Source organism: Chryseobacterium sp. TB1-D10, assembly GCF_059803555.1.
In genome coordinates this window covers 47,890-64,456 of record NZ_JAPFHB010000009.1, presented here as the reverse complement: position 1 = coordinate 64,456, position 16,567 = coordinate 47,890, and the positions used below count along the sequence as shown (strand labels likewise).

At 38.0% G+C, this 16,567-nt stretch carries 16 protein-coding genes; 9 read left to right on the top strand and 7 right to left on the bottom strand.

The window, feature by feature from the left end; all coding sequences use genetic code 11:
* The first annotated feature begins 166 nt into the window (after positions 1-166).
* The gene (argH, locus tag OPU68_RS13310) at positions 167-1,471 is read left to right on the top strand and encodes an argininosuccinate lyase (RefSeq protein WP_498474479.1); all 1,305 of its coding nucleotides are present in this window, start codon (positions 167-169) and stop codon (positions 1,469-1,471) included.
* Here argH and OPU68_RS13305 read toward each other — a convergent pair.
* Complete coding sequence (locus OPU68_RS13305; protein WP_034967340.1) at positions 1,468-1,929, bottom strand: Lrp/AsnC family transcriptional regulator; 462 nt, start codon at positions 1,927-1,929, stop codon at positions 1,468-1,470. The two genes, argH and OPU68_RS13305, sit on opposite strands and share 4 nt — an antisense overlap.
* A gap of 253 nt (positions 1,930-2,182) precedes the next feature.
* Here OPU68_RS13305 and OPU68_RS13300 point away from each other — a divergent pair, with 253 nt between their 5' ends.
* The 3 genes from OPU68_RS13300 (at position 2,183) to carB (ending at position 7,475) form a co-directional block, all read left to right on the top strand.
* Positions 2,183-3,085: an aspartate carbamoyltransferase catalytic subunit gene (locus tag OPU68_RS13300; RefSeq protein WP_498474478.1), complete on the top strand. Its 903-nt coding sequence runs from the start codon at positions 2,183-2,185 to the stop codon at positions 3,083-3,085.
* A gap of 117 nt (positions 3,086-3,202) precedes the next feature.
* Positions 3,203-4,291: a carbamoyl phosphate synthase small subunit gene (locus OPU68_RS13295; protein WP_498474477.1), complete on the top strand. Its 1,089-nt coding sequence runs from the start codon at positions 3,203-3,205 to the stop codon at positions 4,289-4,291.
* Position 4,292: 1 nt separating this feature from the next.
* Positions 4,293-7,475, top strand: a complete 3,183-nt coding sequence (carB, locus tag OPU68_RS13290) for a carbamoyl-phosphate synthase large subunit (RefSeq protein WP_498474476.1) — start codon at positions 4,293-4,295, stop codon at positions 7,473-7,475.
* A gap of 49 nt (positions 7,476-7,524) precedes the next feature.
* Here carB and OPU68_RS13285 read toward each other — a convergent pair whose 3' ends face one another.
* Both OPU68_RS13285 and OPU68_RS13280 read right to left on the bottom strand, forming a co-directional pair.
* Positions 7,525-7,818, bottom strand: coding sequence for a type II toxin-antitoxin system RelE/ParE family toxin (locus tag OPU68_RS13285; protein WP_498474475.1), 294 nt, complete (start codon positions 7,816-7,818; stop codon positions 7,525-7,527).
* Positions 7,808-8,053, bottom strand: coding sequence for a hypothetical protein (locus OPU68_RS13280; protein ID WP_498474474.1), 246 nt, complete (start codon positions 8,051-8,053; stop codon positions 7,808-7,810). Before OPU68_RS13280 ends, OPU68_RS13285 begins: the two co-directional genes overlap by 11 nt.
* A 103-nt stretch (positions 8,054-8,156) precedes the next feature.
* On the opposite strand from OPU68_RS13280, the gene OPU68_RS13275 reads away from it, so the two are divergent.
* Positions 8,157-8,459 (top strand): hypothetical protein, encoded by a 303-nt coding sequence (locus OPU68_RS13275; protein ID WP_498474473.1) that lies wholly within the window; start codon positions 8,157-8,159, stop codon positions 8,457-8,459.
* 44 nt (positions 8,460-8,503) lie between these two features.
* Here the strand turns inward: OPU68_RS13275 and OPU68_RS13270 are convergent, their stop codons facing one another.
* Both OPU68_RS13270 and OPU68_RS13265 read right to left on the bottom strand, forming a co-directional pair.
* Positions 8,504-9,358 carry a hypothetical protein gene (locus tag OPU68_RS13270; protein WP_498474472.1) on the bottom strand — a complete coding sequence of 285 codons (855 nt, stop codon included), beginning with the start codon at positions 9,356-9,358 and terminating at the stop codon, positions 8,504-8,506.
* Positions 9,359-9,417: 59 nt separating this feature from the next.
* Positions 9,418-11,007 (bottom strand): class I SAM-dependent methyltransferase, encoded by a 1,590-nt coding sequence (locus OPU68_RS13265; protein WP_498474471.1) that lies wholly within the window; start codon positions 11,005-11,007, stop codon positions 9,418-9,420.
* A gap of 61 nt (positions 11,008-11,068) precedes the next feature.
* On the opposite strand from OPU68_RS13265, the gene OPU68_RS13260 reads away from it, so the two are divergent.
* The 4 genes from OPU68_RS13260 (at position 11,069) to OPU68_RS13245 (ending at position 14,876) form a co-directional block, all read left to right on the top strand.
* A complete protein-coding gene (locus OPU68_RS13260) occupies positions 11,069-12,181 on the top strand; it encodes a bifunctional transcriptional activator/DNA repair enzyme AdaA (RefSeq protein ID WP_498474470.1) in 1,113 nt (370 codons plus the stop codon).
* 18 nt (positions 12,182-12,199) lie between these two features.
* Complete coding sequence (locus OPU68_RS13255; protein ID WP_498474469.1) at positions 12,200-12,562, top strand: nuclear transport factor 2 family protein; 363 nt, start codon at positions 12,200-12,202, stop codon at positions 12,560-12,562.
* Positions 12,563-12,591: 29 nt separating this feature from the next.
* A complete protein-coding gene (locus tag OPU68_RS13250; RefSeq protein ID WP_498474468.1) occupies positions 12,592-13,125 on the top strand; it encodes a GNAT family N-acetyltransferase in 534 nt (177 codons plus the stop codon).
* A 107-nt stretch (positions 13,126-13,232) separates the two neighbouring features.
* Complete coding sequence (locus OPU68_RS13245) at positions 13,233-14,876, top strand: helix-turn-helix domain-containing protein (RefSeq protein ID WP_498474467.1); 1,644 nt, start codon at positions 13,233-13,235, stop codon at positions 14,874-14,876.
* 119 nt (positions 14,877-14,995) lie between these two features.
* Here the strand turns inward: OPU68_RS13245 and OPU68_RS13240 are convergent, their stop codons facing one another.
* Both OPU68_RS13240 and OPU68_RS13235 read right to left on the bottom strand, forming a co-directional pair.
* The gene (locus OPU68_RS13240) at positions 14,996-15,730 is read right to left on the bottom strand and encodes a DNA-binding domain-containing protein (protein ID WP_498474466.1); all 735 of its coding nucleotides are present in this window, start codon (positions 15,728-15,730) and stop codon (positions 14,996-14,998) included.
* 75 nt (positions 15,731-15,805) lie between these two features.
* Positions 15,806-16,522, bottom strand: a complete 717-nt coding sequence (locus OPU68_RS13235) for a DUF3667 domain-containing protein (protein ID WP_498474465.1) — start codon at positions 16,520-16,522, stop codon at positions 15,806-15,808.
* Between the last annotated feature and the right edge of the window lie 45 nt (positions 16,523-16,567).

Below are 16,567 nucleotides of genomic sequence, written 5' to 3'. Positions count from 1 at the left end.
CCATAGGAATCCAGACAGTTTAGATTCCTCCAGAATGACAAAAAATACTTTAAGATTATTTAATCTTAGCTGAGCTTCAGCGCCTTTGTGAACCTTAAAAATGTTTTCAATAAAAATCAAAAAAATCTTTGCGCGCTTTGCGTTCAAAACATCAAAATATTACAAAATGAAAAAAATCTGGCAAAAAGACAATACGACAACCAATGATTTGGTTACAAAATTCACAGTCGGGAAAGACCTGGATTTTGACGACAGATTAGCAAAATACGATGTGTTGGGTTCTATCGCCCACGCAAAAATGCTCGCAGAAGTTGGATTGATTCGACTTGATGAAGAGCAGGCAATTGTTTCAGTTTTGGAAGAAGTTCTCGTCGACATCGAAAAAGAAAATTTCGAAATCGATAAAACCGCAGAAGACATCCATTCTCAAATCGAAAATATCCTCATCGAAAAACTGGGTGAAACCGGAAAGAAAATCCACACCGCAAGGTCAAGAAATGATCAGGTTTTGACTGATGTTAAATTGTATTTAATTGACGAAATCAGAGAAATAACAGAACTGACGGATTCTTTTTTTCAAATCCTGAAAGACAAAGCCAATCTTCATAAAGACGTTTTGTTGCCTGGCTACACACATTTGCAGGTGGCGATGCCGTCGTCTTTCGGATTGTGGTTTGGTGCGTATGCGGAATCTTTGGTGGACGACTTGGAATTGCTGTTTGCGACGAAGAATATCAATAATAAAAATCCGCTCGGTTCAGCCGCTGGCTACGGTTCGTCGTTCCCGATTGACAGAGAAAGTACGACTTACAAACTCGGGTTCAGAACGCTAAATCATAATGTGGTGTACGCTCAAATGACACGTGGGAAATCAGAAAAATTACTGGCGAATTCGTTGTCGGTATTAGCTGGAACTTTAAGCAAATTTTCTTACGATGTTTGTCTTTATCTTAGTCAGAACTTCGATTTCATAAGCTTTCCAAAGGAATTCACAACTGGAAGCAGCATTATGCCACACAAGAAAAATCCGGATATTTTCGAATTGGTGAGAGCGAGATGCAACAGAATTCAGGCTTTGCCAAACGAATTGATTTTGGTGACAAATAATTTGCCGTCAGGTTATCACAGAGATTTGCAGTTGACAAAAGAAATCCTTTTCCCAGCCATCGATTCTTTGAAAGAATGCCTGGAAATCCTGATTTACACGCTTCCAAACATCGAAGTGAAAGACAATATTCTGGATGATGAAAAGTATAAATACATTTTCAGCGTAGAGAAAATCAACGAAGAAGTGAAGAATGGAAAATCATTCCGAGATGCTTACATCCAAATTGGTCAAGAAATAGAAAATGGCTTATTCGAATATGATTATAAAGAACTCAATCATACTCATCAAGGCAGTTTAGGAAATCTTTGCCTCGACGAAATCGAATATCAATTCAATAAAGTAAGAGATAAATTATTAGGTTAATCAAGCTTAAATTTGGTCGATTTTTTTACTTCAGCCAAAACGATAGAACTGTGATATTGGCCAATGTGAGGACTGTTTGAAATCACATTAACAGTAAAATGATTATAAGAATAAATATCGTTTGCAAGAATTTTTAACTGATAATCATATTCGCCGGAAAGACTGATGATTTCCTGTACTTCATCATATTTTGAGATGTAATTTTCAAAGTCTTTAAGCGTATTTTGAGACTGTTCTTTGAGACGAACATTACAGTAAACAACGATATTGATTCCAAGTTTTTCGCGGTTGAGTAGGGCGACATATTTTTCTACAACACCACTTTTTTCAAGGTTTTTGATACGCTCGTAGGTCGGTGTGAAAGTCAGTCCGATTTTTTCGGAGATTTCCTTTACCGATAGCGTAGAATCTTCCTGAAGAAGCGAGAGAATTAATTTGTCTTTTTTGTCCAAACTCATAATAATATCAATTCTTTCAAAAGTAAAGAAAATATTTGACTGGAGAAATTTTAAGCGCAGAAGTTCATTGATTTATTACAAAAAAGTATGAATAAGATTTTATCATATCGAAAATATTGGTATCTTTGCACCCAATGAATCTGGTACAGAATTTAGCGACAATAGTGTTTGGCAAATTTGCCGACAACAACAATATTTTTTATATTTAACGAAGTCTTTTAGGCTTCGTTTTTTTTATTTAAAAATTTCAGATATGATTAAGCTTGCACGCGTCTCCACGGAGAGTATAGAGAAAATTTTACAGGAAGCACAGCAGTTTGCAGATGGTAAAGTCAGCAAAATTAAAGGTGATGTTTTCGCCGCGAACCTCTTTTTTGAGAATAGCACAAGAACCAAAACAAGCTTTGAAGTTGCTGAGAAAAAACTCGGACTTCAGGTTATCGATTTTGAATCCGAAAAAAGTTCTATCGCAAAAGGCGAAACAATGCTTGATACAATTAAAACTTTGGAAGCTATTGGCGTGGAAGTGGCAGTTATCAGACATTCTGAAAAAAGATATTACGACCAGCTATCAGATGCTAAATTAAGTATTGTGAATGCTGGCGACGGCGCAGGAAATCATCCTACACAAGCGGTATTAGACTCTTTGACCATCATTCAGGAGTTTGGAAAGATAGAAGGTCTGAAAATAGGAATCGTGGGTGATGTAAAGCACAGTCGCGTTGCAAATTCAGACGCAGGATTGTTCAGGAGAATGGGCGCAAAGGTATATTTCTCGGGACCGGAATTCTGGTTTGACGAAGGAATGCTGGTCAACGGAACTTATATGCAGTTCGATGATTTGGTGAAAGAAGTAGACGTTTTGATGTTATTAAGAATCCAGCACGAGCGTCACGAAAGAACTTTCAACTTCAAGTCTGAAGATTATCTGAAGAAATTTGGTTTGACTAAGGAAAGAGAAAAGAAAATGAAACCAGGTGCCATTATTATGCATCCTGCACCAATCAACAGAGGTGTGGAGATTGATTCTGAATTGGTGGAATGTGAAAGGTCAAGAATCTTCAAACAAATGCAGAACGGCGTTTTTGCAAGAATGGCGATTCTTAAATTTGACCTTGAGAATAAAGGATTCGAGTTTGTCGACGTCAAAAATTAAAAATTAATTCACGCTTTTCGGGCGTGTTTTTTTTGAGATATAACGAAAGGAATACAGAAGCGGGAAGATGGAAGACTTCCAGGATCCATCTTCCCGCTTCCAAAATAAAAAGTAAAAATGAAAAAGAAATTAATATTAGAATCCGGAGAAGTATTCAATGGGGTAGGATTCGGAGCAGAACAGGAAACTGCCGGCGAAGTGGTTTTCAACACAGGAATGACGGGTTATCAGGAATTGATTTCCGACCCAAGTTATTGCGGACAAATTGTTTGTATGACGTATCCTTTGATAGGAAATTACGGCATCAACAGAGACGATTATGAAAGCATCGAACCAGCAATCAAAGGTTTAATCGTCAAAGAATTGTGCGATTTGCCTTCCAACTTTCGAACGCAGATGACTTTGGACGAGTTTTTTATCAAGAAAAATCTATCCGGAATTTCAGGAATCGATACCAGAAGATTGACCAGAATCCTTCGTAACAAAGGTGTGGTTAAGGGAAAAATCGTCAACGCAGAAACGGATGAAAATTCTGTGGTTGAGGAGTTGAAAATAACCAATTTCCCAACAAATCAAGTAGAATCTGTTTCCACAAAAACAGCTTATGCAAGTCCGGGAAGAGGCTTCAAAGTGGTGTTGGTAGATTTCGGGTCAAAGTTGGGAATCATCCGCGAATTGTCTCAAAGAAATTGCGACATCATCGTCGTTTCTCAGGACACAACTGCAGAAGAGATTTTATTGATGGATCCGGACGGAATAATGCTTTCCAACGGTCCCGGCGACCCGGAAGATGTAAAAGGTGCATCAGAATTAATTAATGGATTGCTTGGAAAAGTGCCGATTTTTGGGATTTGTCTAGGTCATCAATTGATTGGTTTGGCTTGTGGCGCAAAGACTTACAAACTGAAATTCGGGCACAGAGGTGGAAATCACCCGGTTTTGGAATTAGAAAAAAATAAAGTGGCCATTACTTCTCAGAATCACGGTTATGCCATCGACCAGGAATCTTTGAAAGATACGGACTTAATAGAAACACATATCGCACTGAACGACAGAACCAACGAAGGTTTAAAGCACAAAATCCATCCTTGTTTCTCAGTTCAATATCACCCTGAGGCAAGTCCAGGACCAGAAGATGCGAATTATCTATTTGATGATTTTATTGAATTAATGGAGGAGTTTAAATCTAATCAAGTAAAAAAGTAAAATGGCAAAGCGTACAGACATAAAAACAATTTTAGTAATCGGCTCAGGTCCCATCATCATTGGCCAGGCTGCGGAATTTGATTATTCGGGAACACAGGCTTGCCTTTCTTTGAGAGAGGAAGGTTACAGCGTGATTCTTATCAATTCCAATCCCGCGACGATAATGACGGACAAGGAGATTGCCGACAAAGTTTATATCGAACCGATTTCTCTGGAATTCGTTTCCAGAATTATCAGAAAAGAACGCCCGGATGCCTTGTTGCCTACTTTAGGTGGACAAACCGGACTTAATATGGCGGTGGAATTACAGAAATCCGGAATCTTGGAGGAATGTAAAGTGGAAGTTCTGGGAACCAAATTAGACGCTATCAATCAGGCCGAAGACAGAGACCTTTTCCGTGAATTGATGCACGAACTGAACGAACCAGTTCCAGATTCTGACATCGTAACAACCGTTGATGGCGCAGTCGCTTTTGCTGACAGAATCGGTTATCCGGTGATTGTTCGCCCCGCTTTTACAATGGGTGGAACAGGCGGTGGAATTGCTGCCACAGAACCTGAACTTCGTGAAATTGCCGAATTGGGATTGAAATATTCTCCAGTAACGCAATGTCTGATTGAGAAATCTATCGCAGGTTTCAAAGAAATCGAATACGAAGTGATGCGTGACAAAAACGACAATGCGATTGTGGTTTGTAATATGGAAAACATCGACCCGGTTGGTGTTCATACAGGAGATTCAATTGTTGTTGCACCTTCGCAAACACTTTCTGACAGAGAATATCAGATGCTGAGAAATGCATCACTCAAAATCATCCGAGCATTGGGAATCGAAGGTGGTTGCAATGTTCAGCTCGCTCTCGACCCACATTCTTACCAATATTATATTATCGAAGTAAATCCAAGAGTTTCGCGTTCATCGGCTTTGGCGAGTAAAGCAACTGGTTATCCGATTGCGAAAATTGCCGCGAAAATTGCAGTTGGGCTGACATTGGACGAAATCAAAAATCCTGTAACCGGAACGTCTTATGCTTGTTTCGAGCCAGCTTTGGATTATGTCGTAACAAAATTCCCAAGATTCCCTTTCGATAAGTTTGAAACGGCTGACAGAAGGTTGTCAACGCAGATGAAAGCGACGGGAGAAGTAATGGCCATCGGAAGAAACTTCGAAGAGTCTTTGCACAAGGCGATTCGTTCTTTGGAAACAGGACTTCGTCATTTGGGATTAAAAACAAAACAAGCTTTAGCACTTACCGACGAAGAAATCGAAAGAAGAATCCGAGTTTGTGATGACGAAAGATTATTCATCATCGGCGACGCTTTGCGAAGAGGTTACGACTGGGAACAAATCGTTGAATGGAGCAAAATAGATAAATTCTTCATTTGGAAAATCAAAAAATTAATTGATTTCGAAAAGACAATCGCAGATAACAAATTCGATAAGGAAACGCTTATCGAAGCTAAGAAATTAGGTTTTGCAGATTTGAATATCGCTCATCTTTGGGAAACGACTCAGCGTGAAGTTTTCAATTTCAGAAAAGAAAATGGTGTGATGCCGGTTTACAAAATGGTGGACACTTGTGCCGCAGAATTTGAATCTGAAACGCCTTATTTCTACGGAACTTACGAGGAAGAAAATGAAAGCGTGGTTTCTGACAAAGAAAAAATCATCGTTCTCGGTTCAGGTCCAATCAGAATTGGGCAGGGTGTTGAATTTGATTATGCGACGGTTCATTCGGTTTGGGCAATCCAACAGATGGGTTACGAGGCGATTATCATTAATAATAATCCGGAAACTGTTTCCACAGATTTCTCGATTGCAGACAAATTGTACTTCGAACCTTTGGCGGAAGAAGACGTGATGAACATCATAGAACTCGAAAAACCAAAAGGTGTTGTGGTTCAGTTTGGCGGACAAACAGCCATCAACTTGGCAGATAAATTAGCGGCTCACGGCGTTCAGATTTTGGGAACTTCACTTGAAGATTTGGATAGAGCAGAGAACAGAGATAAATTCGAAAAAGCACTTCAGGAATTGGGAATTCCGCAACCACTGGGGAAAACTTCAACTTCAAAAGAAGAGGCGATTGTGATTGCCAACGAAATTGGTTACCCGGTTTTGGTTCGTCCAAGTTATGTTTTGGGCGGAAGAGCGATGGAAATCGTTTATACTGAAAAAGAACTTTCGCACTATATGGAAAATGCGGTGGAAGCAAGCCCGGATCAGCCTGTTTTGATTGACCGATATTTGACAGGACAAGAAGTGGAAGTGGATGCGATTTGCGATGGGGAAACGACTGTGATTCCGGGAATTATGGAACATATTGAAAGAGCAGGTGTTCATTCCGGAGATTCAATCGCGGTTTATCCTCCACAACATTTGACTGAAATTCAAATCAAAACATTAGAAGATTATACGATAAGATTAGCGAAAGGCTTGAATGTGATTGGATTGATGAATATTCAATACGTGATTTCCAAAGGCGAAGTTTTTGTGATCGAAGTGAATCCACGTTCGTCCAGAACCGTTCCTTTCTTATCCAAAATCACGGATGTTCCAATGGCAAATCTTGCAACCAAAGCCATTCTCGGAGCGAAACTGAAAGACCTTGGTTACACATCGGGATTGATTCCGAACAAAGAAGGCATCTTCGTGAAAGTTCCGGTTTTCTCTTTCAGCAAATTGACGAAAGTGGATATTTCTCTCGGACCAGAAATGAAATCTACTGGAGAAGTAATGGGGAAAGATTCAACCTTCGAAAAAGCCTTGTACAAAGGTTTGATTGGCGCTGGAAGAAAAGTTCCGACCCACGGTTCAATATTGTTCACAGTTGCAGATCAGGACAAAGAAGAAGCGTCTGAAATCGCGAGAAGATTTCATACCATTGGTTTCAGAATCTGGGCTACGGAAGGAACGGCGAAGTATTTCGAGGAAAAAGGAATTCCAACTAAAATCGGTTACAAGATTGGAGAGGAAAGTGTTAATCTAATCGATCTAATCCAAAAAGGAAAAGTCCAATACGTTGTCAATACGACCACAAAAGGAAAGCAAGCCGAAAGAGACGGTTTCCAGATTAGAAGAATGAGCGTGGAAAACGGTGTTCCTTGTCTGACATCGATGGATACGGTCGAAGCAATTTTGAAAGTGATTGAGAGTATGACTTTTAAAATGGAGGCGATGTAATTTCAAATTATAATAAAAATGAAAAAGCGAAAGATTTCTTTCGCTTTTTTTATGGATATTTTTCAGGGTTTTGAGAGGTATGGAAAACTCTTGCTATTAAAATAATATTTTCTTTTTCACCAATTGAAAAAAATATTAAGAAAGGATATTTTTTCAAAGGAACGCCTCGAAAATCTTCAAACCATATTTTATAATAAGGATTTTCAGAAATCGTTTTTCTTATTTTGTTAAAATCTTTAATGAAATTATCAGCAACTTTTTTGTTTGCGTTTTCCCGATAATATAGATAGGAATATTCTAAATCAATTTTTGCTTCGTCAGATATTATGACTTTAAATGCCATACTTTTCACTCATTTCGTTAATGAAAATATCTACGTCGGTATGTTCAGAATAAGCTCGCTTTTTAATTTTTAGTAAACTTTCTTTTTGTTCTTCTGAAAGTTCAAATTGAGAGATGTTTTTGTTCTCTGAAATCCCATTCAGATAAGATAAAACAACTTCCAAAACTTCTTTCGGAGCGTTTTTTAACTTGTCTGTAATTTCCTGATGCAGAGTTTGATTAGAAATATTCATCATTGTTATTTTTAGCAAAATTAATAAAAAATTGATGATATGCCTCTATATATTACAGTACTTTAAAACTTTAAAATCGTATTTTTGATGTCAAATAAATTAAAAAATGAAAGCATCCAAAATCCTACTATTATTAATTTTCCCGTTATCATTTTTATCCTGCAAGTCCGTTCACGACAGATTGCAAACCGGAACCATTGTAAGAGATTGTACCGGAACTTATCTTAGAATTGGAGAAAATAAAGATTATCTCGTATGCAATTCTGATATTTTGACTGAAAAAAAAGACGGTGAAAAAGTATCACTCGTTTTTGTTTATACCAAAGAATGCGCAGAAAGAAACGGCAAAATTATGTGTATGATGTATCACGAGAATAAAGGAATGATAAGAGTCAAAAGCATCAAGTAAAAGAATGAACCCTCAACAAAATACAATTGATGAGGGATTTATTTTTAATTCAATTTAAAATAAGGCTCGTTGAAATATTTACTTGGCTGGATATAAATTATCTGTGTTTCCGCATCAAAAATCCAGTTAAACCTTTTAATCAAATCTGCCCCGAAATAACTGGTAGTCTGATTTTTAATATCGCTAGTGAAGAATCCGGCTGACACATTTTGCAAGGCAATATCATCGATGATTGTCAATGTTGGTAAAACGCCTTGCTTTGTTGTAATACTTTGTCCGTAAGAATTTTTCAAAGTTTTTTCGCCCGTAACCTTCAGGTTTTCATTAAGTTTTTTTGCATCTGCAAATTGATTACTGTAAAGCAAACCTCCGGGATAACCGGATTGTAAAAGAAAATTGGTTTCATAGCTTTCATTATTAATCAGATTATCACAAGCTAAAAAAATCTGACCTTGTTTGTTATAAGTAAAAGAAACCTGCTTGTAATCCTTTACATCAGGCAATTGATCATAAATAACGAACTGGTTTTTGTCATAATCGATTTTATAGGTTTTCCCTTTGAAAATTCCGGTTCCGATTTTTCCGTCAGCTTCCTGACCTGTTAATTCATTATCAAAAAAACGAATATTCTTAAATTCTTGTTTACCAATTTTCACAGAATTATTTTCACTGATTCCATTTTTATCGAATTTCAAACTCTTTGCTGGACGTGTTCTTTCGGGCGAAATCGATGCGTCTTCCATTGCAATCTGGAACATCAGATCCAGTGAATCTTTGTCATTCACCAAAGTTTTTACAATGATGTTATTGTATTTTGTAATTCGAAATGGGATAATTTCCTGAGCATTTATAGAATTAATGAAGAAAGCAGAACATAAAATGAGACAGATCTTTTTCAAAATATTTAGTTTTCATAGATTATTATTTCAAATTTAATAAAATTTAAAATATGAAAATCCTATTTCTTCAAAAGATTAATACTCACAGTTGCCAGTTCAGAATCCGGGAATTTCTTGAATAAATTAATGTCAGGTTCCAGACCAGATTCCTTGCAAATTCTGTGAAAAACATCCACTTCCAGAATATATTGATCAGAAAATCCGTGCGTTGCGTCATAAGCAGTTGAAGCTGTCAAACCAAGATTCTTCGAAGTGATTTCCGGCGAAAGTGTATGAAGTTCAATCAACAATAATCCAAATTTTTCTACATAAGGTGTCCATTTTTTGAGATGATTTAATAGATTTTCTTCCACATCCTGATTGGACAATCTTTTTCCACGAAACGCAAATGCACCAGTCGAAGTGCTGATTCTTTGGCTGTCGGTTTCCAAAATATCTTCCCAAATTCTGTTGTGGTCCAGAAAAGTCCTGATATTCAGCAAATCTCCCAACTCAATATTATAATCGGATTGCAAATCTTCGGCAAGTTGTTTCGGATTTCCAATGTCGCCCCAAATCACTTTTGCCCAAATATCATTTTTAATAAGATTGGCTCGTGTCACTTTCAAAGCGGCTTGGTTATAATCCGCGCCAACCAAAAATAACGGATGTTCTTCCAAAAATTTTCCTCGCAAAGTCTGCCTTTCGATCACTTCGTAAAGATGTTGTAAAAGCGCTCCGTTTCCGCAACCCATATCCAGAATTCCTTTTGGTTGCTCGTTGATTGGCCGGTTGAAAATATCGATAATAAATTCATCAATCACTTTGAAATAAGTCAAATGCGCGCCGCCACTTCCCCAGACATTCATCTCGCGATTCACGTGGATTTCGTCTTCGCCATCTTCAATTTCCCGAATTTCAGATGCTTTTCCGAAAATCAGATTATCCAGTTTTGAGAACATTGGAAGATATGAAACCGTTACGCCATAAGCGGTTGCGCGTCTCGCAAAAAATAATCCGGTTTCTGTAAACTGGAAGTTATTTCCTTTTTTTGAAAACCAGCCGATTTCTGAAAGATAATTAAGAATGATTTCGAAATAATGTGGATTTTTATGAAATTCTTCTGCGCTGAAACTCGCTTCCATAAAGTATTTGTGAAACATGCCGCTCATTCCGAGTTTGATGATGATTGGACCGACAAGAGCGCCTTCAATATGTTTTTGAATTTGATATTTTAATGAATTTTCATCCGCATTTTCAGTCAGGAAAGCTTTGTACTTTTCGAAGATTGAAATCCATTTTTTACAGAGTTCTTCGGTCAGTTCTTTGGAATTAATCACATTTTGATCCGCCAAAAATTCAGCCAAATCACAGTAAATATTCTGATGAGAAAAAACTTCTTCAGTTTTAGAATTGACGGAGATTTTCACAACATTCGTTGCATTATCCAGATGATAATCAATAAATCCTTGAGATGCCAAAACCCGCAACGCAACATTCAGATAACCTTCATTGGAGTTGAATTTCTCATTAATCTCAGAAAGTTCCAGGTTCTTATTTTCATTAATGAAATTTAGGATGTCTTTCTTTGACAAAGCCGAAATGACAGGTGCTGTCACGATGCCATCCAAATGTCTGAAGATCGATTCCCGAAGTTTTTTCTTATCCATAAACTGTTGATTTTGTGTTTTGGAAGATAGAAATTTTTGGAGAATATGACATAAAAAAATTATGTGTTCAGTTTTCGGTTGTCATCAATTTTCCAAAACGATTACATTTGTATTATTAATTATCACTTTTATGAAACCAAGTTTCGAGCAGATGTATCAGGCTTCTTTCCGGAAAGATCCGGAATTTGAAGGCGTATTTTGGATGGGCGTGAAAACGACGGGAATCTTCTGCCGGCCTACTTGTACAGCCAGAAAACCGAAACCGGAAAATGTTGAGTTTTTTGAGAATACAAAAGATGCAATCCTGAAAGGTTATCGGCCTTGCAAAGTCTGTAAACCGTTGGAAAACCCTGATGAAACCCCGATTGAAATTCAAAAGTTGATGGATGAATTATCTGAGAATCCGGAACTTAAATTCAAAGATCTTGATTTGATGAACCGTGGATTGCAGCCTGCAACCGTAAAACGCTGGTTTCTGAAACACCACGGCATGACTTTCCACGCTTTTCAAAGAATGTTCAAAATTAATTCAGCTTTCAAGAAACTTCAGCAGGGCGAAAATGTTCTGGAAGTGGCTTTGGAAAACGGTTACGAAAGTTTGAGCGGTTTCAGTGACAGTTTTAAATCCATTATCGGAACGTCTCCAAAAAATTCAAAATTTGAAAAGATTGTTGATCTCAAAAGAATCGAAACACCGCTTGGAACAATGATTGCCTGCGCAGATGAAAACGGAATTTCTATGCTGGAATTCTCCGACCGGAAATCGCTTTCCAAGGAACTGGAAGATATTTCGAAATATTTTAATGCCAATATTATCCAGGGAGAAAATCCGCATTTCAAAACTTTGGAAAAAGAATTAACCGAATATTTCGAGGGAAAAAGATTGGACTTTACCGTTCCGCTTTCGCCGGTTGGAACAAATTTTCAGAAAAATGTGTGGGAAATATTACGAACTATTCCTTATGGAACAACCAGAAGTTACCAGCAGCAAGCCGACATTCTTGGCAATCCGAAAGCAGTGAGAGCAGTTGCTAATGCAAACGGACTTAATAAAATTTCAATTATCATTCCTTGTCACAGAGTGATTGGTACTAATGGAACTTTAACCGGTTACGGCGGCGGAATCTGGCGAAAACAGAAATTATTGGAATTGGAGAAAGCAATTTTGTTTTAAATTTAACATCAAAAAATTATGAATCCTTCCGATTTAAAAAACATAGCCAATCTTTGGTTCAAAGCATTTAATGAGCAGAATCTAGATGATCTGCTTTCTCTTTATGATGAGTCCGCTCAGCATTACAGCCCGAAACTTAAAATCCGGGAACCTAAGACCAAAGGATTGATACAAGGCAAAGATGCACTGAGAAACTGGTGGAAAGATTGCTTCGAAAGACTGCCGACTTTACGTTATCAAGTGAACAAACTGACAGCTGATTCCGAACAGGTCTTTATGGAATACACGAGAAAAGTGGAAGGTGAAGACGATATGGAAATCGGAGAAATACTGGAAATTAAAGATGGGAAAATCATCTTCTCAAGAGTTTATCACGGGTGATATTTTTATCTTTGAAAAAAATATAGATCATGGATTTTTCTGTTCAGCCCACGTTAGAAAACGAAAATGTAAAACTCATTCCTTTGCACGAAAGCGATTTTGAGCAATTGTTTGCCGTCGCTTCGGATCCTTTGGTTTGGGAACAACATCCAAATAAAGACCGTTATAAAAGGGAAGTCTTCGAGAATTTCTTCAAAGGTGCAATGGAAAGTGGTGGTGCTTTCAAAATTATTGAGACAAATACGGGAGAACTTGCCGGAAGCACAAGATTCTATGATTATAATCCGGAAGATAACTCGATCTTTATTGGTTATACTTTCTATGGCAGAAAATTCTGGGGTTCCAAACTGAATCCTCAAGTCAAAAAACTGATGCTGGATTATATTTTTCAATTCGTAGACAAAGTTAATTTCCACGTTGGGAAAGATAATATCCGGTCACAAAAAGCAATGGAAAAGCTCGATGCAAAGAAAGTGGATGAAGTGAATGTCGCCTATTTCGGAGAACCGGACAGACTGAATGTTGTTTTCGAAATTCATAAAATAGAATTCAAAAAAAGTTAATCCTATCATCAGAATATTTTCTATGGATAAACATAATATTGTATTTTTGAAATGAACCTGCTGAAAGGTCTCAGCCTATTCACAAATCTAATCAACAGTATAATTTTATGAAAAGAACTTTCTTCTTATTTATCATTCTTTTTTCACTTTGCACGACTTTCTTTTCTCAAAATCACAAACCGATTCATCAAAAAATTATAAATGCTTATGATAGGATAGAAATTGACGACCAAGAAACTGAAAGCATAGAAGAAATAAAAATATTATCTGATCAGGCAAAGAAGATAGGATTTCAGCAAGGTGTATTGCGTGGTTTGACAATGCTCCAGAAGATTGCCTTGATGCAGAGTGATTACATCCTTTCAGGTAAATACAGCGATGAGGCAGAAGTCCTGGCCAATCAATTAAATGATAATGCATCACTAAGTGCAATATATCTGTACCGTGGAAAAATAAATATCATCTTAGACCAATATCCGGAAGCAGAAGCCAATCTGAATAAAGCGGTCTCGTATGGGGAAAAGATTGCGAATAAGGCAGATAAGCATATTCAGCTGTGTCGTATTTACGCCAATTTCGCGGGGATGTACGAGGGGCTTGGCAAGTCGGATGGCTGGTACGGTTTCACAAAAAAAAGCCTAAATGCTATAGAAACTACGCCTACAAATAATCTTACAGAATATCAGAAATCAAAATACTATTACCTCTATATTTTTGAGTTGATGAATATGGGCAATTATTACTGTTTTAGTCTCAAAGTCCCAAAACCGGAGCTCGCAGAACCTTATTTTGAAAGATTGATGGCGTTTCAGAAATCTGCTCCCGAACATTTTAAGATAATGGAAATGGATGCTTACGAATCTATGAGCAGTTTTTATATCACTAAAAAAGAATATCAGAATGCAATTGACTATGCTTATAAATTACTGGAAGCAGAAAAACTGAAGAGTAGTCCCAGAGACAGATTATTTGGCTTTAGAAATTTGAAAGATTCATATAAATTCCTAAATAATACCTCTCAGGAAAACAAATATTTACGTTTGTACACCACGCTTAATGACAGCATCAATGCTGTAGAGAAGAATGCCGTTGTCCATCAGTCAAGGAAAGAGATCAAGAAGTCTAATCTGGAAAATGAGCATTTAACAAGAAATCTATTGTTGTTTGGGTCAGCACTTATATTAATCATTACTCTTGGTGCTTGGTTTTATGTACGCAACAAAAACAAGATGCTTCGCAAGAATTATGAGCGGATCATTGATAAGCTGAAAGCTGAAACACTTATCCCTTTAGAAGAGACTGCTGAGGTTAATGATGTTGATAAAAAACAAATTGAACCCGAGACCGGTGAAGCAGAACTTGCTAGCAACAGAACAATCTCTACTGAAACGGAGGCAAGAATCCTCAAGCGTCTGGTAACCTTTGAAAGATCTGAAAGATTCCTCAAAAAGGACCTTACCATCGGTATGCTTTCCGGGCAGCTCAGTACCAATTCCAAATACCTGTCCGAGATTATCAAGAACCACAGATCCCATAATTTCAACAATTATATCAATAGCCTCCGCATCAATTATATTGTTCATAAACTGTACAACGAGCCGAAGTACAGAGAATATAAGATCAGCTATCTGGCAGAGGAATGCGGATATTCCTCCTCGCAGGTCTTCGTGATTGCATTCAAAAAGATCAATGGCGTGACACCGTCCTATTTCATAGATAGTCTGAAAGAAGACGAAGTGGTATCTGCATAACGGACAGCCTTACGTTCAGAGGATGATTGTATTAATAGCCTAGTATCGCTCGGTACTAAGACATAGTACCGAGCGATACGAATAGTTAGTACCGGGCGGTACTAAGTGTTAGTACAACGCTATAATACTCTCAGTATCTTATCGAATCGGGTTGTTCTGGCTTCCTTAAGTTGTTTTTTGCTACCGGTATATTGCGTTGCCACTTCCAGGTAATATGTTCCTTTGGACAGATCCGGGACCATGATAATGAGTTCCGATGGTTTGTTGACGGCTATATCTTCGCTTTGTGCCCTTGTACGTTTGTAGCTGTCTGTATTTACGAAGAATATGCCGTTTCCAGGATCATTACCGATGATTTTGATTTTACTGCCCCGGATTTTCAGGTTGCGGTTGGGCGTCAGAAGATCATTGATGCTGCCGCTCTTCAAATCTGTGATTTGCGAAATCGAAGATATGGGATCCGCCATACCAAGGATATTGATCTCGATATTCGGGATCTCGGACTTTAGTTTTTTCCCCTGATTAAAATTAAAAATAAGGCCGTGCTTGTTAGTGTCAAAAGTCTCATCTGGACTGTCAAACTTACCCAAAATCTTGGTTCGCGCTGTGAAGTAATCTGTGTTGATAGAGTAGCCGTCGCATAGCTGGTAGGCCATCTCCTTCAGGAACAGTTCTGTGGCGCGTTCCATAGCAGAGGCAGATACATCTGCTCCGCCGCGGCTGACTGCCATTTCGCAGATCTGCTTTACATTCAGAGAACGCTCGCTTGCGGTACGGGCAATATAATCATTGGGGTTGTCTTTCGTAAGGACATTCTCATAGAGATATGCCCGGATCTTGTGCTGTGTTTTCATTTGTGTGTTTTTATGTTTTTTATGGGTGCAGAAAGAAGCTCAATCCCTCTTTCAGCTTCTTTGTGTCTAATGGGTCTAATGCCTGCTCAGCACGTCTATGAGCGTTCCTATGAGGATTGGAACAACCCAGAAAGAAATCATTCCAAGAACATAGCCGGCAAGTGCTTTGAAGTAGCTTGATACTTTTACCCTGTCAAAGAATTGTCCTACAGCCCATACGGCATACAGAGTGCCTGCTACGCCTGCAATCGTCATAAAATTGAAATGTGTAATACCCTGCAAAACCACAAAAACTGAAAAAATCAACATTCCCATTCCCATAACAAAGCACAGCATAATAAGGATCTCATAGATGTTGTATTGGCTCTTTCGGAAAAACAGTTTCAGCCACAACGCGATAAAAACGCCCATCATAATGTTGGCGTAGCCATAGTGGTCCTGCACCCATTTTACAATGGAGCCTGTTGTTGATTTTGCTTGTTCATGATATTTCACATAGCCATCCTCTATGTGGAAAAAATGGCTAAGAAGTGTATAGATCAAAGAAGTGACGATGATGAAAATAATAGGTTTCACCAGGCGGCTTCTGTTCTCTCCCAGATAGTTGCGGATGTTCTGCCCCGGATTGGTCATAAGTCCCCGGATGGTGTACAGGATTCCACGTTCAAAGTGCAGAACGTGCTCTATCTCGTGCACTATGTAATGTCTGTCTATTCTTTTCAGCTCTTTTGGCACTCCGCAATCTGGGCAGTAATTTGAATTAAGTTCGGCGTTACAGTTTTTACAGTTCATCTGATTTGTATGGGTGTTTTAGTTTTTTAATTGTTAAGATGATAT